Below are 24,497 nucleotides of genomic sequence, written 5' to 3'. Positions count from 1 at the left end.
GAATCCTACTTTTTTATGCAGCCGATTAATCTGCAATTTGTTTTTTTGAGCCAATGACCAGGATCGAACTGGTGACCTCATCCTTACCATGGATGCACTCTACCAACTGAGCTACATTGGCTTTTTTCTTTCTCCGCCTTTTCACATCTGCACGTTCCCATGTGCCCGCCATTTAATTTGTTTTAACAAATTAAAATGGTTTTAACCGCCTGTTGCTTTTTAAGCAGCATAGCAGTTAGTGCTATTAAGCGAGCGGGAGACGAGACTCGAACCCGCGACTTTCAGCTTGGAAGGCTGACGCTCTACCAACTGAGCTACTCCCGCTTAAAAATTTTAATACCTACTGAGAAAATGACGAAGACAGCAATCCTATTCAAGCAGAATGCTTTGCAAGGTTGTTATATTCGGCGTCTTTCTCAGTTTCAAAGAACTGATGGATAGTGGGAAGAGGTGGATTCGAACCACCGAAGTCGTAAGACAACAGATTTACAGTCTGCCCCATTTGGCCACTCTGGTATCTTCCCTCCGCCTAGAGCCAATGGACGGACTCGAACCGCCGACCTGCTGATTACAAATCAGCAGCTCTACCAACTGAGCTACATTGGCCTCTATATACCTAATCGTATTTCAAAGAAAATCTGATGATTTCCGCTGGTGTTTTTACGAAAATGGATGCAAATATACGAAGTTTTTTATTGATTGTGCAAAACTTCCAAAAAAAATGGAATGATTTTTTCTTGCCTACCCAATTTTGAGCTTATCCTTGTGCTTTTTCAACTGGGTCAAAGTGTTGTCCACAGCGGCTTCTATGGCATCTTCGAAGCTATATGCCTGCTCTTCAGAAAAAATTGTTTTACCGGGTATGTTTGCCTTGATTTCGGCAATTTTTGCATGTATTCCTCCAATTGCAGCGTCTAACTTCAGATACACCTGCAAGTCGGTAATGTTCATGTCCAGTTTTTCGATTTTAGTAACTTTTTTTGTGATAAAATCCAACAGCTGCTGATCCGCATCAAAATGGATGGAATGAATTTTTACGTCCATGTCTTTTCTTTTTTGGTAAATATATAGCACTATCCTTTAGGATGTGCCAACTTGTGAATTTTTTTTAACTGATCGATGGTATTATGCGTATAAACCTGCGTGGAAGCTAAACTGGCATGCCCCAGCAATTCCTTTATGGCATTGAGTTCTGCGCCATTATTACTTAAATGTGTTGCAAAAGTATGGCGTAAAACGTGGGGACTTTTTCTTGTAATTGTTGTAACGTGATTGAGCACTTTATGTACGATATTATACACCATTTTCGGGTAAGCCGGTTTGCCGCTTTCAGCAACCAGAAATGGACCTCCAGCCCCAAACATTTTCTTCCGCTCCGCTATATACGCATCCACCATAATCAATATCCCCTTACTAACGGGAATAATGCGCTCTTTGTTACCTTTTCCTAAAACTTTTACCTGCAATTGCGCTCGGTCGAAAGATTGATCATCTAACCCCAACAACTCGGCGCGCCGCATGCCTGTACTGTACAATAATTCAACGATAAGCCTGTCGCGGAGTTTTACAAATTTATCGGTTTCCGTATCGGTTGGATAAACGGTATCCAAAACATCGAATAATGACTCCATGCCCGTTTTTTCAACAAATAGCGGCAGGTTTTTCGGAACCTTGGGTGCCACAACTTTTGCCATCGGATTTTTTGTGATGGCATTGTTTTTTAATAAAAAACGGTAATATGTTTTGAGGGCAGAAATTTTGCGGTTTACACTTTTGGCCGCAACCTGATTATTCATTAAATGTATTACCCAAGCCCTTACCTGACGGTGATTTACGGATAGTAATTCAGGGTCGTCCGACTGATATTCTTCCTGAAGGAAGGATTGGAATTGCGAAATGTCTTTACTGTAAGCTTCGAGTGTATGCGCACTATAGCGCTTCTCGAACTTGAGGTATGTGTAAAAGCCATCCAAATACATAATTGAATTTGAAAGGTAAACAAAAAAGGCTGTTACACAATAGTGTAGTAAATCAACCTTTGTTCGCCTCGGTTACAAATGTTTGTTTGTAACGGGCTTTGATAACTTCTTGTCTGCGATCAATAGACGGTTTTGTAAAAGATTGTCTTCTGCGTAATTCTTTTACGATACCTGCTTTCTCAAATTTCTTTTTGTAGTTTTTGAGTGCTTTGTCGATTGATTCTGCTTCTCTTGCGTCGATGATTAACATTAATTTTTATTTTGGGACTGCAAAAATAGGGTTTGTTATTTAAAATACCTAATATGCGGTTAAAAAATGGATTACTTGCTTAAAATTTCCCTTGCGATAACCAGTTTTTGGATTTCGGAGGTGCCTTCGCCAATGGTACACAATTTTGAGTCGCGATAAAATTTTTCTACCGGAAAATCTTTGGTGTAACCGTAGCCGCCAAATACCTGAACAGCATCGTTTGAAACACTAACGCATACTTCAGAAGCGTAGTATTTTGCCATGGCGGATATTTCTGTTACTTTTTTGCCTTTATTTTTTAAATCAGCGGCTTTGAGCGTAAGCAATTCAGCGGCTTCAATTTTGGTGGCCATATCTGCCAGTTTGAAGGAAATACCCTGGAAATTGGCAATAGGCTGATCAAACTGCTGACGTTCTTTAGAGTATTTAATAGCTGCTTTATAAGCACCTTTGGCAATGCCTAAACTTAAAGCTGCGATAGAAATACGGCCGCCATCCAATACTTTCATGGCTTGTTTAAACCCTTCGCCAACTTCGCCCATGCGCTGACTGTCGGAAATACGACAATTATCAAATATCACTTCGGTAGTTTCGCTTGCGCGCATACCGAGTTTGTTTTCTTTTTTTCCTGCGCTGAAACCGGGTGTACCGCGTTCAACAATAAATGCTGTGCAGTTTCCGGAAGTTCTTGGTGCGCCTGTGCGGGCAATTACTACCATTACATCACCTGATTTACCGTGTGTAATCCAGCATTTGGTGCCGTTTAAAACCCATTCATCGCCTTCGCGAACGGCAGTAGTTTGCATGTTGCCTGCGTCGCTACCGGTGTTTGGTTCTGTTAATCCCCAGGCACCAATCCAGGTGGCCGAAGCCAGTTTTGGCAGATACATTTGTTTCTGTTCTTCATTACCAAATTGTAAAATGTGGCCGGTGCACAATGAGTTATGCGCCGCAACAGATAAGCCAATTGAACCGCAAACAGATGCAATCTCTACAATAATATTTACATATTCAGTATATCCTAAACCTGCGCCGCCGTATACTTCAGGGACTAAAACGCCCATTAAACCCAATTCTCCGGCTTTGTGAAAAAGTTCAACGGGGAAATGCTGGGATTCATCCCATTCCATCATATCCGGTCGAATAAATTTTTCTGCAAAGTCGCGGGCTGACTCAGTAATTATTGAAAGATGATCTGTATTTGCTAATGACATAGTATGATTATAGTTATTGCTTAGAGGACTGCAAAAGTATCAATACGTAGCCAATGAAACAATAGTATCGCAATAAGGTTTTATTTTTTTAACGCCATTTAAGAATGTGAGTTCAACAACAAAAGCAAAACCTGCTACATGCGCACCCTGCATTTTTAGTAATTCTGCCGCTGCCTGAGCGGTTCCTCCGGTTGCGAGTAAATCGTCGTGAATAAGCACTCGCCAGCCTGGTTGAATATCTTTAGTATGAATTTCAACAGTTGCGGAACCATACTCGAGGTCGTACGTATATTCAAGTGTATCACCGGGCAATTTGCCTTTTTTTCGAACCGGAATAAATGGAATATTTAATTTATTGGCTAATAAAAACCCATATAAAAATCCACGGCTTTCGATGGCAACAATGGCATCAATATTTAATGGTTTAATATGTTCCATGAGTGCATCGGCAATATCGTTTGATAAAACCGGGTCAGATAGTAAAGGAGTAATATCTTTAAATACTACACCTTCTTTAGGAAAATCAGCAACATCGCGTATTGCTTTTTTTATTTTTTGTTCAATATTCATAATATTAAATAAGGTTTCAGTTTTTCGAACAAACCGGCATACATACCGGGTACTTTTCTGATTTCGGATAAGGAATAAAATTTCCCTGTTGCATTACGATAATCAACAATAGCCTGAGCCATTTCATCCGAAATATAAATATGTGCTGCTAACGTTGATGTTGTTGCTGTATTAATATTTAATTTAACGATTTCATTTTCATCTGCCACCAAAAAAGGTTGCGCTTCTGATAAAACAGCCATGTCAATTCCAAATAAACTTGTTAATTGTTCACTACTATAAATACCACCGGCATTTTCTCTGAATTTAATTATGCGCATGGCATTATCAGCAGAAAAACCCAGCTGCATAAATTGTTCTTTTGAAGCAGTATTTAAGTTAGTTGTTACCCGATTAATCGTAATTCCCGGCAGTGTTTTGCTTTCAAATTTTATATTAGAAATTGTATCCAATTTAATATATGGCTCTAATCGCTCGAAATCTGTTTGCGTAAATCCATAAGTTTTCAGTAAATCTGATTTTGATCTGAATTTTCCGCCTTTTGCAATATAGTTTACCAAACGTTCTGCAGCAAATTTCGAAACCCCTAATTGCTCCCATTGTTCTTTTGAAATTGTGTTCGGATCAAATTCAAACAAGGTAATTTTTTGTTCGGGTACAATTGTATTTTGATACTTATTATATTTGGTATCCGTTTTAAAATTTTTATAATTATTTTGAGCGAAGTTATCAGATTGAAATTGTTCTTCGGTAGTTATAAAATTAAAATCCAATTTTGCCAAAATATCATTGCTGACCTTTTCAGGTTCCGGCTGAATAATCCGGACAAAAGCCGGACTTATTGTAATTACAACAATAAGTATCAATAAATACAAACCCACATTTCGCTCTCTCCTTGAGAAAGTAAAATATTCCCGCCATTTCTTTTTCCTCATTTGCATGCCTAAAAGTATAACAAAAGGAGATAATCTTTTGACTATCTCCTGTAGTTATTTTCATGACAATAATCACCTTTTTTCATCGTCATTTTCCGAATAAGAATCCGGTTCTTCTTTTGGTGGTGTTTTTAATACTTTCCAAAAGAAAAACCCTGTTACAAATGTAACTACGGATATTGTAGTTATCATCATAAATAATGCGACTGAACTCATGCGAACCTCCCTTCTTTTATACGTTTACGATAGGCAAAATACACTAAATATGCTACAGCGCTGAATACGGCGAGCAGCAGTAACCTTGATGCATTTACATAGGTAATTGTGGTTTGTAAATTATCGACTGTAGCTTGATCACCGGCAGTTTGTGCTGCGGCAATTTGTTCTTTTAATCCGTTGTTGGTTATTTTCATAATAATGGAACTATTATCAAGTTGCCATCCATTTTGAAATGCACCTGCCCAATCATTATTTAAAGGTGTAATTAATGCGCCTAAAAATACAACCAGTAAAAATATTGGTGTAACCCATTTAATAATAAATCCGAAGGCATTTGGCACTTTAATATCACCACCTGAGTTTATTTCCTGCATACCGCGTTTCATACCAAATACCCAACTGAATAAAATTATTTCGGCGAGTGCAAATACAACCAGGGAGACCGTTCCGGCCCAATAGTCATATTCATCGAAAACACCATAATTAAAAAATAAAACAGTAGGTAAGCCGAGAATTAAAACGATTGCACCAAAACTCCATGCACCTTTTTCGCGTGACCATCCAAATTCGTCGGTCATAAAACCCATCCAAGGTGTACCCATGGCAAGTGAAGATGTGATACCTGCAAAAAATAATAATCCAAACCAAAACACCCCACAAATTATCGCTAACACTGTTCCCCATTGTTCAAACAAAAATGGCAGGGTTCTGAAACCGAGTCCCAATCCACCTGATTGGGTCATCTCAATTACTTTATCGATACCTAAATAACCAACAGATATTGGGATAATGATAGCTGCACCGAGTACAACTTCAACAAATTCATTCATCCATCCTGCACTCATGGCATTTAATGCGATATCATCTTTTTTACGAACATAAGATGCATAACATTGTATGGAGCCCATACCTACAGAAAGTGTGAAAAATATTTGACCGGCTGCTGCGAGCCAGACTTTCATATTCCAAATTGTACTAAAATCGGGTGTCCAAAGGAAATTCAAGCCAACGCTTCCGCCATTAACAGCACCGTGGTGACCAGACTGGAGTGTCACGGCCATGATAGCCAGGAAAACGCCGAAACCTATTAATAGAGGCATACCGATTTTCGCTACTTTTTCAACACCACCACTTAAACCTTTAGAGAGTATCCATGTATTTAACAACAAACAGATTACCCAAAAAATAATTGGTTCTGCTGAAGATAAACCTACGTAATCCGTAAAAAATCCTGCAACCTGATCCTGGCTTTGTCCGGCAAATGATCGTGTAATGGTATGCCAAACCCAAGATAATGTCCATGATTCAAGATAACAGTAATACGCTGCTACAGCGAGATTGGTAAAAATACCGAATACACCGATGTATTTCCAGAATTTTCGTTTATCCATTGAATCAAGAATAAACGGTGTTGAGTGATGTCCTCTTGTTCCGCCAAACCGGCCCGAAGCCCATTCAACCCATAAAAGTGGAATACCCATCAGCAAAAAACAAACGAGATAGGGTATGATAAATGCGCCCCCACCATTTTGGATTGCCTGTACGGGAAATCGGAGGAAGTTACCCAAACCAACAGCATTACCTGCCATGGCTAGAATCAAGCCAACCCGCGAACCCCATGCTTCTTTTTGTTGTGCCATATTTTAGTTGTTGTTTTAATTGGAGCGCAAAATACAAATTTTTATCCGTTGGCAAAATTGCAGCATGTTAAATAACGCTAAAGGCTTAATCGGGAGGCAATTTGCATGATTTTTTGATTTTTCTGCGACAAAAAGGCTATTCCGTAAGGAATTATCTAAAGAATTTATTTTCATATTTCATTTTCACAAGTCAGAAGGGTAACTTTGCACCCTCTTTTTAAGCAGCATTAACATATATATGAATACAATTCTTTATTTGATTCCCGCCCTTGGTTTAATTGGTTTGGCGTACATGATTTTTGTCGCATTATGGGTAAATAAACGTGAAGCCGGTAATGAAAAGATGCAAGGCATTGCTAAAAACATTGCCGATGGAGCGATGGCATTTTTGAAGGCAGAATATCGCGTATTACTTATATACGTTGCAATTACTGCAGGATTATTAGCCTGGTTGGCAAGCAGTTCTGACCGTTCAGACCCTATGGTGGCTGTAGCGTTTATTATTGGTTCTGTGTTTTCAGGATTTGCCGGTTTTATCGGTATGAAAATCGCAACCAAAGCGAATGTGCGCACTACTGAAGCTGCGAGAACCAGTTTGAGCAAGGCATTAAATGTGTCGTTTGCCGGCGGAAGCGTAATGGGATTAGGCGTTGCAGGCCTTGCTGTATTTGGTTTAGGCTCTTTATTTATATGGTTCTATTATATGTTTGTGAATGGGGCAGATGTGAACGGCCCTCAAATGGAAGTAGCATTAGAAGTATTAACAGGATTTTCACTCGGGGCAGAAAGTATTGCCTTATTTGCACGAGTAGGTGGAGGTATTTATACAAAGGCTGCCGACGTAGGTGCCGATTTAGTTGGTAAAGTTGAAGCAGGAATTCCGGAAGATGATCCGCGCAATCCTGCCACTATTGCCGATAACGTTGGTGATAATGTTGGAGATGTTGCCGGTATGGGCGCCGATTTATTTGGAAGTTATGTAGCAACCGTTTTGGCTACCATGGTATTAGGTCGTGAGGTGTTGTCTGATGATAGTATGGGCGGCATGGCACCAATGGTATTCCCTATGATGGTTGCAGGATTTGGCTTGCTGGCTAGTATAGTAGGAACCTGGTTTGTTCGTATTAAAGAAGGTGGTAGTGTTCAGGGTGCTTTAAACCTGGGTAACTGGCTTTCAATTGCCATTACTGCGGTTGGATCTTATTTCATTGCAAAATGGATATTACCTGAGCAAATGACTATGATCAAAACCGGTGAAATTATTACCATGAATGGTGTTTATGCCGCAATTATTACCGGATTGGTTGTAGGAGCACTGATTAGTTATTTCACAGAATATTATACCAGTATGGGCAAACGTCCCGTTACTGCAATTATAGAACAAAGTAGCACCGGACATGCCACAAATATTATCGGTGGTATTTATATCGGTATGCAGTCTACCATGTTGCCGATTATTGTATTGGCAATTGGAATTGTTATGTCGTATTCTTTTGCAGGTATATATGGTGTAGCTATTGCAGCAGCCGGTATGATGGCTACAACTGCCATGCAGCTTGCCATTGACGCCTTCGGACCAATTGCGGATAATGCAGGTGGTATTGCCGAAATGAGTGCATTACCAAAAGAAGTTCGTGAACGCACAGATATTTTAGATGCAGTTGGAAATACCACTGCAGCTACAGGAAAAGGATTTGCTATTGCATCTGCTGCATTAACATCGTTAGCATTATTTGCTGCCTTTATGGGAACAGCAGGTTTAACTACAATTGATATATCTAAAGCGCCGGTTTTAGCCGGTTTGTTTATAGGTGGTATGATTCCATTTTTATTCAGTTCGATGGCAATTAAAGCTGTAGGAAACGCTGCAAAAAGTATGGTTGAAGAGGTGCGCCGACAGTTCCGCGAAATACCGGGCATTATGGAAGGTACCGGTATACCTGAGTATGATAAATGTGTTGCTATTTCTACAAAAGCCGCTATTCGTCAAATGATATTACCGGGAGCATTGGCAATTTTAACTCCGGTTTTATTTGGATTCGGATTAAAAGGTATGTTTGAAAACACCAGTTCGGCTGAAATACTAGGCGGATTGTTGGCAGGTGTTACAGTGAGTGGTGTTTTATTAGCCATTTTCCAAAGTAATGCGGGTGGAGCATGGGATAATGCAAAAAAATCGTTTGAAAAGGGTGTTGATATTGACGGAACTACACATTATAAAGGTTCTGATGCACATAAAGCATCCGTAACCGGAGATACTGTTGGTGACCCATTTAAAGATACATCCGGACCAAGTATGAATATTCTTATTAAACTTATGAGTATTGTGAGCTTAATAATTGCTGCCTATTTGTAAAAAAACAGTCAGTTAACTCTTTTGAAACCCGGTTATAGCGCGCTATTGACCGGGTTTTTTATTTCTTAACAAAAAAATTATGGCAAATGACTTGGTTTTGTAGAAAATAAATTAACTTTATTACCTTATTTGAAGAAATAGAAACACCAAAAACTGCACTATTTATGAAAAAGGTTCTCCTCTTTACTTTATTATTGGCTGCAAGTGGTTTAACGGAATTGTTTGCGCAAGATGTTTGGTATATACGCCGAACACCACCGGAACCATGGACATGGGCACCAATATTAAATGACAATATTAACGAAATGAACACCGTGTTCGGTGCCGGCGGATGGAATTCCGACTATTACACTACAGTGGATGTTGCTACTGCTTTCGGACCTACATCGAAGTATGTATTTCTTGAAGGTGGAGATGATCATGCGATACCGATGAATACATTCTTAACCGCTAACCTTACTGCTATTTACGATTGGGTTTATCAGGGCGGGCATTTATTTATGAATGCAGCTCCGAATTATGGCACTTCAATGGATTGGGGTTTGGACGGTGTTACATTGTCTTATCCTGATTATTCATCAAGTGGATTTGCTGTAGCATTAACACACCCAATATTTTTAGGCCCATATTCTCCTGTTGGAACTACATGGACCGGTAACTACTTTGGCCACTCAACTGTTGAGGTGCCATGCGGATTTACCTTAATTGAAAATGAATATGGTGACGTTTTATGTTCTGAAAGAACTTATGGTATGGGTGTAATTATCTATGGTGGTATGACAAGTACATCATGGCATGCACCGGCACCTAATGCATCAAATCTGCGTAAAAACATTCACGAATATCTTGCAAACATGGCTGAGCCGTTTTTTGTAAGTACTTATTTCACTTATCCTGATTCAATTTATTGTCAATATGAAGACAATCCACTACCTGAACTTGGTGTTGGAAGTGACCCGGGAATATTTGAAGCTACACCGGTTGGTTTAGTAATTGATTCAATTACCGGCGAAGTTGATTTAGGTGCTTCCACTCCGGGAACATATACAATTACCAATACAGTTGCTGTTGGTGGTTGCGAATATTTATCAGCTTTCGAATTTACAGTTTCTGATACACCGACTGCAGATGCAGGTCCTGACCAAAATATTTGTAAAGGCACAAATGCAAATTTAGATGGTAGTGGTGGCTTAACTTATTTGTGGACACCTCCGGTATATCTGGATGATCCTGCATTAGAAGATCCGACTGTTATTGCACCACCAACAAATGTATTTTATCAACTAATTGCATACGATGTTAATGGTTGTGCAGATACAGATGATGTAGCAGTATTTTTATATCCTGACCCAATTATTGATGCCGGTGAAGATGAAATTATGGTTTTAGGCGGATTTACAGAATTAAATGCAACAGGTGGCGTTTCTTATGTATGGGCTCCTGCTGAATCATTATCAGATCCGAATATTTCTAATCCAACTGCATTCCCTGAAGATACTACCATATATGTTGTTACAGGAACTGACTTAAATGGTTGTATTGGAACAGATACGGTAATCATTTTTGTAATTGAAGAATCAGATATTACCACACCAAATGCATTTACGCCAAATGGTGATGGATTAAATGATTCTTATAAACCTTCGTTTATGGGTTTAGGAACCATTACCGATTTTTCAATTTATAATCGCTGGGGTGCATTATTATATTTTACAGCAGATCCAAGTGTTGGATGGGATGGAAATTATAATGGTACTGAACAGGAAGTTGGTAATTATATCGTTGTTATAAAAGCAGAGAATCAATTTGGAGAACCGCTTATAAAAACCGGAACGGTTGCACTCCTGAGATAATATTTTAATTCTTTCACTTGAATATGCATTTAGAAACGGTTCTTCCTTTTTAAATGCATATTTTTTTTAATTGCATTTATGAAACATCCAATACTACTTTGTTTAATTATTAGTTTTTTTTCGGCTTTAGAAATGAACGCCCAGTCTGAAACCTGGTATATTCGACGCGACCCACCTGAACCCTGGACCTGGGCGCCGATTTTAAATACCAATATTACCGAAATGGATGAAGCTTTTGGCGCCGGGAGCTGGGAGTCAGGATATTATGCATCGGTAGTTGCTGAGGAAGTTTTTGATGCCGGCACTTGTTTTGTTTTTATGGAAGGTGGTGATGATCATGCTGATGAATTTAATAATTTTCTAACAACAAATCTTACATTAATTGAAGATTGGGTTTTTAACGGTGGAAATTTATTTTTGAATGCTGCACCTAATGAAGGCACTTCTATTAATTGCGGATTTGATGGTGTAACAATTGTGTATCCATCATTTATTTCAGATGCTGTGGCTGTGGATTTATTACATCCTATTTTTAACGGTCCATACACACCTGTGGGTTCAGCATGGTCAGGTACATCTTTTACACATACAGAAATTACAGGCCCGGATTTAACGCCATTAATTACAGAATCATTCTCAGACAGAATGGCTTGTGCAGAAAAAAACTGGGGCGCAGGTAAAGTAATGTTTGGTGGGATGACAGTAACATCATGGCATTCACCTGCACCTGAAGCAGTTAATTTGCGATTAAACATTTTTAAATATTTATCCTCATATGCGTTTTTAGATTTCAGTTATGCAGATAGCACTTTCTGCAGTTATGAGGATGTTTCGTTATTACCCATTTTTGCGACAGGTGCAGATACGGGTACATTTATTTCGGAACCGGATGGTTTAGATTTAAATAGTATAACCGGTGAAATTCATATCGCAACTTCTTTACCCGGAACCTATACAATAATAAATGCAATTTTAGATGCCACTTGTGCAAGCGATTCATCTAATTATACCATTACAATTTATGAACCATCCGAAGCAGTTGCATCAGAAGATGTTTCACTTTGTTCAGGTTCAACGGTAACGATTTCAGCAAGCGGTGGAGCTACCTATGAATGGATTCCCACAACCTATTTATCTGATCCTACATCTGCAACAACCGATGTTGTAAATCCTTTAACGGATATGGTATACACAATAGTTACTACTGATATACATGGTTGTAATGATACCGATTATGTTAATGTAACCTTATATCCCGATCCGATTATTGATGCCGGTGATAACGTTAGTATACCATTGGGAGGTTATACCGTTTTAAATGCAAGCGGCGCAACAACATATTTGTGGAATGAGGATCCAACTTTGTCGGCTTATGATATTTCCAATCCAACTGCATCACCTCAGGATACCACAACATATGTTGTTTATGGTACAGATGCAAACGGTTGTATCGGTTTTGATTCTGTTACCGTGATTGTAATTATTGAACCGGGTATTCATGCACCAAATGCATTTTCTCCAAATGGGGATGGCAATAATGAAATTTTTACACCTGTATTATTAGCGTGTAATTTAATTGACTTTACCATTTACAATCGCTGGGGTGAGGTTGTGTTTGTTTCTACAGATATTAATAATGGATGGAATGGTACTTATAATAATGAAGATGCACCTTTAGGTGTTTATACAGTTGTAATTAGTGCTGAATCAATTTATGGAGAAACTATTTTCGCGCATGAAAATGTTACTTTGGTAAGGTGATGTTAAAAATATTATTTAAAAAAAAAGAGCGAACACTGTAAAATGTTCGCTCTTTTTTTATGCTAAAATTTTATTTTCAATGCTGAATAACAATCTGTTTATTCACCACTGCTCCATCATTTTTTACAGTAAGGGTATAAATACCTTGTGCAAATTTTGAAGTAGAAATGGTAAACTGACTATTACTACTTAAGTTCATATTTTCAGTTAAAACAACTTCGCCAATTGCATTGGTTAATATCAGATTTACTGAACCATTTACTTCACCGAAATAAACGCTTACCATGTCATTAGCAGGGTTAGGGAAAATACCGGTAATTAAATATGTCTCGTTTATTGATTGAATTACAGGTTCACCAACTTCATATAAAAATAAATCATCAACTGCAGCTTCAACAACACTACCACCATTAAAACCAGATGCATCATCGGTGCGTATACTATCTTCAGCTATAAAAATAAATGCTACCTCGTCAGTATTATCTACATAATCTAATACTCGAACAACATTTCTTCTCCATGTATTGTCTTCAGTATGTGTGCGTTCAACTTTAACCCAATCGGTTCCATTATCAGTAATATATACTTCCCATACATCATTACCTGGGTTGGCACTTGTTGGTGATGCATTTGAATAATTTCTGTAATAGCTAAACACAGGATCTTCATATGTTGTTAAATCAAAGAAAGGACTTCTTAATGTTGTTTCCCCACCATCAACGTCTTGTATTCCTATACCATCACCAAGTCCAGCATTTGCGGTAAATGCACATAAATTACCCGGACCCTCAGTGTGGTCTGTTCCGGTTTGAACAGCATTACCAAAATCATCACTCGAAGGAATTGGTGAATTTATATCCCAAACACCATAAAGCGTTGCACCATCTGTCCCAAATGGATTAACTTCCCAGCTACCAAATTCTGTATCAAAATCTTCATATTGAATTAGGTTAAATCCAACTAATGCGAAATATGGTAAATTAGGTTCAACATCCAGATCAGCTTTGGTCGGCAAAATAACACTTCCACAATCATATGCATCATCTGCTTTAAAATAATATTCAATAATAGTACCTTGAGGCTGTGCAGGAATTGAAGCTGAATAATTTGCACCGCCAAGGTCTGTCATTTCTATTTCATTGTATGCTACACCCGGACTAGTTCTCCAATACATTTTTGTAGCGCCTACAAATTCAGGATAATCAACTTCTAAAGTAGCCTCTATAGATATTGGTGTTAATGGTACAATCGGTGTTACTAATTCATCGTGATCAAGATTAATATTGTAAATGAGTGCAATGCCATGCTCACAAAATGCCGAAGCAATTGCATCATCATTAGGTGTACCATCAGACATATCACCATTGTCATCATCAGCCAATAATGCTTCAATTAAAACATCGCGATAAATTTCACCTTCATTTCCATCAAAACCATCAACTGTTGCATTTAATGTTTCCATCCAGATTGCGGTCATTGAGGTTAAATCGCCACCCAAATTTTCATTTAAATCCCACCATGCACCGGCAATAATTTCACCATCCGCATGTGGTTCTGCAATTAGATCTTCAGGATAAACTTTTGGAGCTGTATCATATCTTCTTACATAAGTACCGGCACCGCCTAAAAATCCCTGACCTAAAATAGGATTGTTAGTAACAGTCATTCCCCATAAATCAGCATAACCTTCTTGCATAGCGCCATTGCCCATTCCACCCGGATCTCCTAATGCTGAATATAAATCATAATTAATTCCGTGACCATATTCATGCATTACAACATCATCGAATAATCCTGTTGCAGGACATCCACCACCTGCCTGATAAAAGTTTGTACTTGTTCCATCGTAAAATGCATTACATGAACCATCATTTCTTTCCACACGAATTAACTGATCAACATCTAAATCTGTAAATGTTGGGAAATAAGATTTCATATGGTCATGCACAATGTTTTGCCAATAGTAAGCCGAAACTTCAGAAGGTACTGCACCTGACTCATCATCAAATGCAATAATATTGTCACCTGGAAAAACTGTTATATCAATTGACTCAATATTTGTTGCACCCGTTCCTTCACTCACTCTTGCATATAAACCACGAAGGTCGATTGTTGCAGGAGTTGGTACTGTAATAAAATTAAGCGAAATATGTCCTAACTCATCAGTGTAATAAAAATCACCGTCAATTTCTATTCTTAAATAAGGTAAGCCACGATTTACCGGAGCGGTAAGCGGATTATCGGTAATATCACTATTAACCTGTAAATCGGCAGACATCATATAAGCACCACATTCGTGCACTTTGTTGCTGCGGTAATAAACTTTACCATTATTTGCATCAACCAGGCTGTAATACATACCCGGAATATTATTCGCGTTTATTGTATTTACAGTTACTTCATAAACTAATTTAAATTCCATTCCATCAGCTCCGGGAAGCGGTAATATTTTAGGTATAGCAACAACATCAACACTTGTAACTTGAATCGTAAAATCGGCAGTAGCAAATGATTTAATTGCATCAGTGCCAATTGAAGGTATTGTACTGATATCGATATTATTATAAATATCCATACCGAACATACATACCTCATTATTCATGTTTAAACGAACGGTAGCTTCACTCCATAAAATATCGAGTCCGTTGTATTGCTGAATAAAAGTTACATAATGGTACTTTGCTGTAGTATTATTTTGTACCAAACGTAAATCAGACGTATTAATTTGATATGCCTGTAAGTTTGCGCTAATAAAATTTAATGCACGTTCAGGAGCGGTAATTCCTGAGGTTGCAATTGGTTTACCAAAAGCGCGGTGTGGCGTTCCGGTTTCTTCTTTAAACTCAACCCACCATTTACCGTTTTGTTCACGAAAATTTTCCCACGCTTGCATATCCCGATATTGAGTTTGAAGCTGTAGGTTAGGCAAACGTTGATTGTTTTGAATAAATGTCTTTTTGTATGGGTCTTTTTGATGGGCATCTTGTGCGTTTGTCACAGTTAGGCATAAAACCGCCGTGAGGAGTGTAAGCACTTTTTTCATAATTTGATGTGATGGTTTAATGAATAAAGAATTTGAGTATACTACAAAGCGTGATTGTTGTTCATTTAAACAGTCGGTAAAGATAAAAGTTCGGTTGGTCATTGGCAAGTCATATTTACCCCTGTTGTGACTTATGAACAATGGTTAAATGAGCGGGTTTTGGGCTGAAATAATTGCAGTTTGTTACAATTCAAGAGAGAGCCCGTCGTACGCCAGATGAACATTTGGCGGTAAGGTTGCCTCAATTTCAGCGTGTAAGCCCATTTGGTGAGAAATATGGGTGAGATAGGCAGTTTCAGGTTTTACCTCATCAATAATGGCAAGGGCCTGCTCTAAATTAAAATGCGATAGGTGTGGTTCTTTACGTAAAGCGTTGATAATAAGCACTTTACATCCAAAAAGTTTCAATTTTTCCTCTTGTGAAATGGCATTCGCATCGGTTATATAACAGAAGTTATTAATTCTGTACCCAAAAACCGGCATTTTGTGATGTAGCACTTCAACGGGTTGAAATTTGGTTTCATTGATGTAAAATGGTCGGTTTTGAATGGTAAAAAACCTGATTTCCGGCAATCCGGGATACCAGCCGCCGTCAAAAATATAATGGTATTCTTTTCGAAGTGATGCTTCAACTGCGTCAGTAAGGTAGAGGTCCATCGGTTTTTGTTGAAAAAAGTTGAATGCCCGGATATCATCTAAACCGGCAGTATGGTCTCGATGGGAATGGGTGAAAATGATAGCTTCCAGTTTGTCGATACCTTCGCGGAGCATTTGCTGGCGAAAATCGGGGCCGGCGTCAATAACGTAATTGTGCTCTGCGGTTTGAATTAGAATGGAGGAACGCAAACGTTTATCGTGGGTATCAGAGCTGGTACAAACCGGGCATTTGCATCCAATCATGGGAATGCCACCCGAAGTGCCTGAGCCTAATACCCTGATTATCAAACTTTTACTGTTTGCAATTGAACTTCGTTAAAGAAATTACGTGAAGTTTCGCTAAGATCAGCTTCTACCAACCCTATTTTGCCCATAATTTCAATCAGGTTGTTGATTCTGGCTTCAGTTTCATAGTAACGATTAATCACAATCACCTTTTTGCTTTCCAGAATACAATAGCCGGCAACAAAGTTTCCACGTTCGTAGCGCACAATGTAACCTGACTCTTTTAGCAGGTCTTCAATCTTTTTTAATGTGGTGGTGGTATATTTAAACATTATTATTTACGTTATTTGCAATATGTAACGCCAAAGTTAGGCGGGGCAGTCTGGGAATAAAAAACAAGTAATGCACATAAAATGAGGATAATTATTTTAATTGCCATTTTGGCGGGGTTTTCGGTAGCTGAAGCACAAATAAATGCAGGTGATCCTAATGACAGCGAATTTCATTTATTTGACGCAGGATTAAGCCTGGGGGTTAATTTTTCGCAGGTTGATGGTGATGATTTGGCGGGATTTAACAAATTGGGGGTAAATATCGGACCAATTGTGCATGTAAATTTTTCACCAAACTGGAGTGCAAGTTTAGAATTGCTTTACTCACAAAAAGGAGCAAAAACAAAACCGAATGCCAATAATTTTAATACTTTTTTATTGGTGATGGATTATGCTGAAGTACCAATACTTGCAAATTACAATGATAAAAACAGATTACTTTTTCAGGCAGGTTTATCGTATGGGCGATTAATAAATTCGAGAGAAGAAATAAATGGTATAGAACAAAATATTGAAGGTGCACTTTATGATGATGAGCTCAGTTATATTGTTGGCGGTACTTTTTTAATTGGGGAGAAAAAACACTGGGGTGTAAATGCACGATATCAGGGTTCCATAACTACTGTAGGCGCCTCAGCAAATCCACAAGTGGTTGGTTTAATTAATCGATTAGTTACAGTACGAGGTGTTTATTATTTCTAAAAAAATATTTAATTATCTGTTTTAAATTATTTCAATCCGCATTATATACAACTATTCATTACCAATTTATTTCAGGCTGAATTGATGTTGATGTTTACTATAAGGCCCCGGTAACGTATATACAACCATCTACCCCCAAAAAAAAACGGCCGCCTAATACAGACAGCCGTTGAATAATATAATTTAAGGAAAATTAATTTCGAATAAATCGTAAAGTCGTAATTTTATTTTCCATCATTACTTTAGCGAAATACATTCCGGTTGGTTTACCACTCATGTCGATTAATACTTCTGTAGAAAAACTTTCTTCATGTATAAATTCATCTACCACAATGCCTAATTCATTATAAATGGTGATATAAGCTGCGCTGGTTTCATTTGGCAGACTAATATAAAATTCATCGTGACCCGGATTTGGTGAAATTTTCATATAGTCAAATATTTCTGCAACTTCTTCCGGTTTGCGCAATCCTGCTAAAGTATCGAGCCAAGGCACACAACTAGACCATGTTGGACTATTTTTAGCGAATTGTTTTCCTACTTCACCGTAATACATAACATCTAAAATATCCAAAGCATCTTTACTGTCTTGTTGATCACTTAAGTGGTAACCATCATCCGGGTCGAATGATAAATTACAAACATACTTTTGGTCATCATACATTCTTCTGATATCACCATCGCACCAAAAATTTGGTCCCCACATAATATATGGAGCTTTAGGATTTGCACCTTTGTATTGCAGGCGAGGATCGGCACCATTTATTTGTGCTTCTATTAACCATTTTACGGTCCAGCTATTTTGATAAGATGTTGGTTCAGCTAATGAATAATATTCAACAATTGTTGTATCAGCATATCCACCAAAATGGCGAGAACTCCAATACACGATTTTCAAATTCGGAAAATATTCTTTTGCCTTATTAATAAATTCAATATCCAGTTCTTTTGTTTCAAGTGCTTTGTCAGGAAAAACCGGTGGTACGGTTAAGCCCTTCGCATTAAAGTACATCCATCCTATTTGCACCTGTTCAGGTGTATATCCAACATCATATACTTTCTGCACTAATAATTCCCAGTAATCAACTTCAGTAGAGTCGTCGGTTGCGTAACCAATATCTTTTCCGCCAACACAAAGGTTGATACCATCCATACATGGATTTAAATCATAACTTACCGACGGTGTTCTCACGTGTTCAACAAATTTGCCGTAAATGTGACCGGGAACAGACGGACCGAAACCGGCAACGAGCACAACGCCATCACCAAAATTTACGTTACCGTCGCCATCCAAAGGTTTTATGCCTTTAGCAATGGTTTTTCCACTTTTCAGATGCGAACCTGATAATACGTTAGTTCCACCGGGATATAAACCCGCCTGATAACCCATGTAGTAACCTGTTTGCAGGTCAAGAAAAGGAACGAGGCCTGTGTTAGGCGCATCACAATTTGCTTGCGCATGCGTAACAACGGGTAATGCTGCAATAAGTGCAACTGCTAAAAATTTTGATAGTTTCATTTATAAAGTGCGCTTTTTTTGTGTGTTATAAAGGGTATTTATATGCAAAGATATTAAATAAAAATGCCTTGGACTGCTTAATACAAGACGAAACTTAACGGAAAAAGGATGTTTAAGTGTTACTCGAAAAGTTTATAATTATTGCCGGGTGGCACCTTTCCGAGGTGTTTATAGGCTTTTTCGGTTGCTTCACGACCCCGAGGTGTGCGTTTGAGGTAACCTTCCTGAATAAGGAATGGCTCATAAACTTCTTCTATTGTACCTGAATCTTCACCAACAGCAGTGGCAATAGTAGTTAAGCCCACAGGACCGCCTGAAAATTTTTCAATTATATCGCTCAGGATTCTGTTATCCATTTCATCAAGTCCATGCTCATCCACATTTAGGGCAGTAAGGCCAAAACGGGCAATTTCAACATTGATTATACCTTTACCTTTAACCTGGGCAAAATCGCGGATTCTGCGCAGGAGGTTATTGGCAATACGAGGTGTTCCGCGGCTGCGACGGGCAATTTCCCAGGAACCGTCTTTCGTTATTTCGGTATTTAAAATTTTAGCTGAACGTTCAACAATAGTTTGTAAAGTAAGGGCATCATAATATTCGATGCGGGAAGTAATTCCGAAACGGGAGCGCAATGGTGCACTCAGCATTCCCGAACGGGTAGTTGCGCCAACAAGTGTAAAAGGGTTCAGATTAATTTGAATGGAACGGGCGTTAGGGCCGGTTTCAATCATGATGTCAATCTTAAAATCCTCCATTGCCTGATATAAATATTCTTCAACAACGGTGCTTAAGCGATGAATTTCATCTATAAATAATACGTCACGTTCTTCAAGGCTGGTTAATAATCCCGCAAGGTCGCCGGGTTTTTCCAATACCGGGCCGGAAGTAATTTTCATATTTACACCCAGCTCATTGGCAACAATAAATGAAAGTGTGGTTTTACCTAAACCCGGAGGGCCATGTAATAATACGTGGTCAAGTGCTTCACCGCGTTGTTTGGCTGCAGAAATAAATACTTTTAGATTATCAACGATTCTATCCTGCCCCTGAAACTCGAAAAAACCCTGCGGGCGCATCGCTTTTTCAAATTCCTTTTCGGAACTCGACATAAATTCATCTGAAGGATCTAAATTCGGATTTTTCACTACGGTTCAAAGATACAGTGTAGGAAATATAAAACACACTATAATATTTTCCACATGTTGAGGACTAATTCCACATAAAATAAGTGTGTAGCTTTGATGGTTAATTACACAAAGCCTTGATTTTATTGCATTTTACATCGTAATGAAATTTTGGCTCACTATTTTCAATAAACACTTACAAATCTAAAATTATGAAAAAGTATCTTTTAATTTTCAGCTTCACGCCACTCATGTTTGCATGTAACCAGGGAAAAATTGATGATCTGGAAAAACAAAACGCAGACCTCCAAGGCAAAAGCGCAGAATATAAACAAGGTTGGGATGCCGCACTGAATGAAATTGGTGACTATATGGGTATGATGAATGAAATCGATTCAAACCTTATCGAAATCAAAAGAACCGAAGGTTTAATAGATGCCAATTTAACTACAGAAGGTCGCAGCAAAGATCAACAAAAACAGGATATTCTGGCTAACATTAATACGTTAAACGAATTAATTCAGAAAAACAAAACTTTAGTTGAAGAGTTAAATCGCAAAAGCAAAGGCAGCAGTTTAAAAATTAAAGAATTAGATCAAAAAGTTGCTTTACTGAACGAACAATTAGCTCAAAAAGAATCTGATTTATTAGCATTAAAAACTGAATTGGAAAAAGCAAATTATCAAATTGCAACTTTATCTACCGATTTAAGTACCATTACAGTTCAAAAACAAGAATTAGAATCTCAAAATACGCAACAGGCTGAAGTAATTTCTAAGCAGACTGATGATTTAAACACTGCATATTACATTGCCGGTACGTATAAAGAATTAAAAGAATTAGGTGTAGTAGATAAAGAAGGTGGATTTATCGGAATCGGAGCGAACAAAGAATTAGTTAATAACTTCGATGCAAGTGCATTTACTAAAATAGATATTCGTAAATTCAAAGAATTATCTATCAATTCAAAAAGTGCAAAAGTAATTACAACACATGCAACCGATTCATATACTTTGGTTGAAGGTGATAAAACAATTGAGGAATTAGTTATTGAAAATCCGGATGCGTTCTGGAAAACCTCTAAGTTTCTGGTTGTGCTGACAGATTAATACTTCTGAATGGCTGTTAAGAGAAGTATTATCTAAAGAAAAGGAGCTCCGCTTGGGGCTCCTTTCTTATTTTATATTATTTCCAAATTAAGTTCAATTAAAAGCTATCATTTAGCAGCGTGTTGTTTTTTTACAAGGTAATAAACCGGAATACCTATTGCAATAAAGCTTAATCCAACCATACTTTCATTAGGCATTGTAAGTAATGTGTTAAAAACAAGTCCGATTGCAACTAATAAAAATAAAACGGGAATTACTGGATAACCAATAACTTTAGCCGTTATTTTAATGCGTTGCGTAGTTCCATCTTCAGGATTAGTTACTAATTTTCCTTTCATTTTCATATATAATAAACCTGCGGCGCCGCTGCCATAAGCAATAAAGGAAGCAAATATGAGCATATCGGTAAGCTGATCAAATGTTCCGGAAACAACCAGCACGCTACTCCATAACATTTGATAAATTAATGACTTATGAGGAGTTTGATATTTAGGATGTGTTGCGCCAAAACCTTTAAAAAATAATTTTTGTTTTGCCATTTGATGATATATACGCGGTGATGACATTAAACTGGCATTTGTTGCTCCAAACGTACATAACATAATTAATACTGATAATAAGGTATATCCAATTCCGGGTAAAATAGATTGTGCTACTTCTGCTGCTGCAATTTTATTTCCGGCATTATCAATATCAATAAAAGTTTGCACCGGTAAAACACGCAAATAAACAATATTTACGAGCGTATATAAAATCATAACCACAGCAGTTCCACCAACAATTGCAATCGGGATATTGCGTTTTGGATTAATTACTTCTCCACCCATATAAGATAAATTCACCCAACCATCATAAGCCCAAAAAGCAGCAAGCATGGCAGTAAATAAACCGGATATTAAATTAAAATCTGCGGGTTTAACTAATAAACTATTTTCAGCAGCAACCTGATCTGAATTGCCATATAAAATGAAACCGGTAAATATGAGAAAAAGTATGCCGCCAATTTTCGCCCACGAAAAAATATCATTAATGAGTCCGCCTTTTTTTACGCCAAAATAATTAATTACGGTAAGTGCAATTATAGTTGCGATAGTAAAAATTTTAACCCCTGAATTCGCAAACGGATAAATAAATTCTCCAATATTAATATCTTTATAAGCATCTAACGGCAGCTTAAAATGCACCAAATTATTTACCGATTCTGCAAATACATAAGCAATAGAAGCTATGGAAGCCGATTGAATAACCGTGAAACATGTCCATCCAAACAAAAACCCGAAAAATTTACCATAAATAATTCTGAAGTATTCGAATTGTCCGCCCCCTTCTTCAGTAAGCGATGCAAGACCTGCATAAGTAAATACCCCGAACATGGATACCACACCTGCTAATATCCAGGCCAGTAAAATGAGTTGATTGTCCATAAGCGCACTGCTCATGGGAGCAATTTTTTTGAATACGCCGCTGCCAATCATTGAGCTGATTACCAATAATATGGCAGTGCTCAATCCCAAAACGCGTTTTAACTCCGGTTGTTTGTTCATACTGTAAGAATAAGCAAAAGTTTGAAATGTAAGCGCTTCTGCCCATTGTGTGAAAAGGTAAGTTTGAATTAAAAAATGCCTTGTCTACTCCCCTCTTAGTCGTATCTTTGCGGTCAAATTAAAAAATTAAACAACAATGAGTGGTCAAAAAATTACAATTGCCAATGGCAAATTAAACGTTCCGGACAATCCGATTATTCCATTTATAGAAGGTGATGGCACTGGCGCTGATATTTGGGCGGCTTCAGTTCGCGTATTCGATGCTGCAGTAGCAAAGGCATACGGTGGAAAACGCAAGATTGAATGGATGGAAGTGCTTGCAGGTGAAAAATCATTTAATCAGACCGGCAGTTGGTTACCGGATGCAACTTTGGATGCATTCCGTGAATATTTAGTAGGTATTAAAGGTCCGCTTACCACTCCGGTTGGTGGTGGTATCCGCTCATTAAACGTGGCTTTACGTCAAATTCTTGATTTATATGTGTGTTTACGCCCGGTGCGTTATTTTCAGGGTGTTCCTTCACCGGTTAAAGCTCCTGAAAAAGTGGACATGGTAATTTACCGTGAAAACACTGAAGATATTTATGCCGGTATCGATTGGCAGGGAAATGGCGAGTTAGCAACTAAATTTTTAAGCTGGCTGAAAGAAAATTCTCCAAAAGATTTCGATAAAATTCGTTTTGGTTCAAAAGAAAAAGCGGATGCGTGGCAAAAAGATTTAACATCAGTTGGTATGCCTTTCCGCGATATCGACACCATGGTTGGTATTGGTATTAAACCGGTAAGTTACCTTGGAACTGAACGTTTGGTTTATGCAGCGATCGATTATGCAATTAAAAATAACCGCAAAAGTGTAAACCTTGTGCACAAAGGAAATATCATGAAATTTACTGAAGGTGGTTTCAGAGATTGGGGATATCAGGTAGCTAAAGAATTTTTTGGTGCAGTTGAAATTGATGGCGGACCATGGTGTGTTATTCCGGAAGGAAAACCTGGTGCCGGCATTGTAATTAAAGATTCAATTGCTGATATTACTTTACAACAAGTATTAACACGTCCTGATGAATTTGATGTTATTGCAACATTAAATTTAAATGGCGATTATTTAAGTGATGCACTTGCTGCTCAGGTTGGTGGTATTGGAATTGCTCCCGGTGCCAACATTAATTATGTGAGTGGTCATGCAATATTTGAAGCTACACATGGTACAGCACCTAAATATGCTAATCAGGATAAAGTAAATCCGGGTTCAGTTATTTTAAGTGGTTGTATGATGTTTGAATATTTAGGCTGGCAGGAAGCAAACGACCTTATTATTAAAGGTATGGAAAAAGCTATTGCCGCTAAACGTGTTACTTACGATTTCCACCGTCAGATGGAAGGCGCTACGATGCTTAAATGCAGCGAGTTTGGTAATGAAATAATCAGTCACATGTAATTTAACAGCACATTATATTTTAAA

General features: G+C 38.0%; 20 protein-coding genes and 4 tRNA genes. 6 read left to right on the top strand and 18 right to left on the bottom strand.

The features are described 5' to 3' along the window. Positions 1-48: 48 nt before the first annotated feature. The 12 genes from IPI65_05375 to IPI65_05320 form a co-directional block, all read right to left on the bottom strand. Positions 49-121, bottom strand: a tRNA-Thr gene (locus IPI65_05375). A 130-nt stretch (positions 122-251) separates the two neighbouring features. After that, a tRNA-Gly gene (locus IPI65_05370) sits at positions 252-324 on the bottom strand. A 117-nt stretch (positions 325-441) separates the two neighbouring features. Then, positions 442-524: transfer RNA gene (locus IPI65_05365), tRNA-Tyr, on the bottom strand. A 9-nt stretch (positions 525-533) separates the two neighbouring features. Next, positions 534-606: transfer RNA gene (locus IPI65_05360), tRNA-Thr, on the bottom strand. A 135-nt stretch (positions 607-741) separates the two neighbouring features. After that, a complete protein-coding gene (locus IPI65_05355; GenBank protein ID MBK7440961.1) occupies positions 742-1,044 on the bottom strand; it encodes an HPF/RaiA family ribosome-associated protein in 303 nt (100 codons plus the stop codon). A gap of 29 nt (positions 1,045-1,073) precedes the next feature. Continuing rightward, the gene (locus IPI65_05350) at positions 1,074-1,979 is read right to left on the bottom strand and encodes a tyrosine-type recombinase/integrase (GenBank protein ID MBK7440960.1); all 906 of its coding nucleotides are present in this window, start codon (positions 1,977-1,979) and stop codon (positions 1,074-1,076) included. 52 nt (positions 1,980-2,031) lie between these two features. Then, a complete protein-coding gene (locus IPI65_05345; GenBank protein MBK7440959.1) occupies positions 2,032-2,229 on the bottom strand; it encodes a 30S ribosomal protein S21 in 198 nt (65 codons plus the stop codon). 71 nt (positions 2,230-2,300) lie between these two features. Next, positions 2,301-3,443 carry an acyl-CoA dehydrogenase family protein gene (locus IPI65_05340; GenBank protein ID MBK7440958.1) on the bottom strand — a complete coding sequence of 381 codons (1,143 nt, stop codon included), beginning with the start codon at positions 3,441-3,443 and terminating at the stop codon, positions 2,301-2,303. Between the two features lie 39 nt (positions 3,444-3,482). Continuing rightward, the gene (locus IPI65_05335) at positions 3,483-4,013 is read right to left on the bottom strand and encodes an adenine phosphoribosyltransferase (GenBank protein ID MBK7440957.1); all 531 of its coding nucleotides are present in this window, start codon (positions 4,011-4,013) and stop codon (positions 3,483-3,485) included. Continuing rightward, entirely contained in the window at positions 4,010-4,894 is an 885-nt protein-coding gene (locus IPI65_05330; GenBank protein MBK7440956.1) for a helix-hairpin-helix domain-containing protein, read from the bottom strand. Before IPI65_05330 ends, IPI65_05335 begins: the two co-directional genes overlap by 4 nt. 126 nt (positions 4,895-5,020) lie before the next feature. Further along, entirely contained in the window at positions 5,021-5,164 is a 144-nt protein-coding gene (locus IPI65_05325; GenBank protein MBK7440955.1) for a hypothetical protein, read from the bottom strand. Next, a complete protein-coding gene (locus IPI65_05320; protein MBK7440954.1) occupies positions 5,161-6,807 on the bottom strand; it encodes a sodium-dependent transporter in 1,647 nt (548 codons plus the stop codon). Before IPI65_05320 ends, IPI65_05325 begins: the two co-directional genes overlap by 4 nt. A 238-nt stretch (positions 6,808-7,045) precedes the next feature. Here IPI65_05320 and IPI65_05315 point away from each other — a divergent pair, with 238 nt between their 5' ends. The 3 genes from IPI65_05315 (at position 7,046) to IPI65_05305 (ending at position 12,777) form a co-directional block, all read left to right on the top strand. Then, on the top strand, positions 7,046-9,163 hold the full coding sequence (locus IPI65_05315; GenBank protein MBK7440953.1) for a sodium-translocating pyrophosphatase: 2,118 nt from the start codon (positions 7,046-7,048) through the stop codon (positions 9,161-9,163). 164 nt (positions 9,164-9,327) lie between these two features. Beyond that, a complete protein-coding gene (locus IPI65_05310; protein ID MBK7440952.1) occupies positions 9,328-11,016 on the top strand; it encodes a gliding motility-associated C-terminal domain-containing protein in 1,689 nt (562 codons plus the stop codon). Between the two features lie 78 nt (positions 11,017-11,094). Further along, the gene (locus tag IPI65_05305; protein ID MBK7440951.1) at positions 11,095-12,777 is read left to right on the top strand and encodes a gliding motility-associated C-terminal domain-containing protein; all 1,683 of its coding nucleotides are present in this window, start codon (positions 11,095-11,097) and stop codon (positions 12,775-12,777) included. A 76-nt stretch (positions 12,778-12,853) separates the two neighbouring features. On the opposite strand, the gene IPI65_05300 is transcribed toward IPI65_05305, so the two are convergent. From IPI65_05300 to IPI65_05290, 3 genes are all read right to left on the bottom strand, one after another. Then, a complete protein-coding gene (locus IPI65_05300) occupies positions 12,854-15,820 on the bottom strand; it encodes a T9SS type A sorting domain-containing protein (GenBank protein ID MBK7440950.1) in 2,967 nt (988 codons plus the stop codon). A gap of 183 nt (positions 15,821-16,003) precedes the next feature. Continuing rightward, positions 16,004-16,765 carry an MBL fold metallo-hydrolase gene (locus IPI65_05295; GenBank protein MBK7440949.1) on the bottom strand — a complete coding sequence of 254 codons (762 nt, stop codon included), beginning with the start codon at positions 16,763-16,765 and terminating at the stop codon, positions 16,004-16,006. After that, positions 16,762-17,037, bottom strand: a complete 276-nt coding sequence (locus tag IPI65_05290) for a hypothetical protein (protein MBK7440948.1) — start codon at positions 17,035-17,037, stop codon at positions 16,762-16,764. The genes IPI65_05295 and IPI65_05290 overlap by 4 nt, the downstream gene beginning before the upstream one ends. A gap of 78 nt (positions 17,038-17,115) precedes the next feature. Here IPI65_05290 and IPI65_05285 point away from each other — a divergent pair, with 78 nt between their 5' ends. Then, complete coding sequence (locus tag IPI65_05285; GenBank protein ID MBK7440947.1) at positions 17,116-17,736, top strand: PorT family protein; 621 nt, start codon at positions 17,116-17,118, stop codon at positions 17,734-17,736. Positions 17,737-17,929: 193 nt separating this feature from the next. Here the strand turns inward: IPI65_05285 and IPI65_05280 are convergent, their stop codons facing one another. Together IPI65_05280 and ruvB are read right to left on the bottom strand one after the other, a co-directional pair. After that, the gene (locus tag IPI65_05280; GenBank protein ID MBK7440946.1) at positions 17,930-19,255 is read right to left on the bottom strand and encodes a T9SS type A sorting domain-containing protein; all 1,326 of its coding nucleotides are present in this window, start codon (positions 19,253-19,255) and stop codon (positions 17,930-17,932) included. A 119-nt stretch (positions 19,256-19,374) separates the two neighbouring features. Next, positions 19,375-20,367 carry a Holliday junction branch migration DNA helicase RuvB gene (gene ruvB, locus IPI65_05275; GenBank protein ID MBK7440945.1) on the bottom strand — a complete coding sequence of 331 codons (993 nt, stop codon included), beginning with the start codon at positions 20,365-20,367 and terminating at the stop codon, positions 19,375-19,377. A 227-nt stretch (positions 20,368-20,594) separates the two neighbouring features. Here ruvB and IPI65_05270 point away from each other — a divergent pair, with 227 nt between their 5' ends. After that, positions 20,595-21,491, top strand: a complete 897-nt coding sequence (locus tag IPI65_05270; protein MBK7440944.1) for a hypothetical protein — start codon at positions 20,595-20,597, stop codon at positions 21,489-21,491. Between the two features lie 107 nt (positions 21,492-21,598). Here IPI65_05270 and IPI65_05265 read toward each other — a convergent pair whose 3' ends face one another. Beyond that, positions 21,599-23,035 carry an amino acid permease gene (locus IPI65_05265; GenBank protein MBK7440943.1) on the bottom strand — a complete coding sequence of 479 codons (1,437 nt, stop codon included), beginning with the start codon at positions 23,033-23,035 and terminating at the stop codon, positions 21,599-21,601. Positions 23,036-23,171: 136 nt separating this feature from the next. Here IPI65_05265 and icd point away from each other — a divergent pair, with 136 nt between their 5' ends. Then, on the top strand, positions 23,172-24,473 hold the full coding sequence (gene icd / locus IPI65_05260; GenBank protein MBK7440942.1) for an NADP-dependent isocitrate dehydrogenase: 1,302 nt from the start codon (positions 23,172-23,174) through the stop codon (positions 24,471-24,473). The last annotated feature ends 24 nt before the right edge of the window (positions 24,474-24,497 follow it).

It is taken from the genome of Bacteroidota bacterium (genome assembly GCA_016706255.1).
Classification (GTDB): domain Bacteria; phylum Bacteroidota; class Bacteroidia; order Chitinophagales; family BACL12; genus UBA7236.
Note: the sequence above shows the minus strand (reverse complement) of the source record. Positions and strands in the feature narration are given on the sequence as shown.